Below are 280 nucleotides of genomic sequence, written 5' to 3' on the forward strand. Positions count from 1 at the left end.
GACCAATATGGTTTACAGCTTTGCCCTTGCTGATTTATTACAAGCTGATGCGCCGCAGGTAAAGACTGAATAGCATTGAAAGGAGAAAGGAATTCATTCGTAGTAATTGGCATAAATGTATCAGCCAGCCATTGATGGGAGAGTTGACGCGAAATGGCCAACTCGGGCACCAGCAAAGCTTTATGCTCATTTGACAATACAACTCGTCCAGACTGCATAGAATAAAACAGCGACTTAACCCCGAAGTGATCTCGAGCACAATAAAGCTGCTGTTTCACCT

1 protein-coding gene is annotated in these 280 nt (G+C 43.9%); it reads right to left on the reverse strand.

Going from position 1 to position 280, the window contains the following annotated elements; all coding sequences use genetic code 11:
* Positions 1–278: class II glutamine amidotransferase domain-containing protein (locus AAEY72_RS14610; protein WP_502945395.1), on the reverse strand; the 278-nt coding region annotated here is incomplete at its 3' end.
* Positions 279–280 lie beyond the last annotated feature (2 nt).

This window comes from Psychrobacter sp. W2-37-MNA-CIBAN-0211, from assembly GCF_040309405.1.
GTDB lineage: Bacteria > Pseudomonadota > Gammaproteobacteria > Pseudomonadales > Moraxellaceae > Psychrobacter > Psychrobacter glaciei.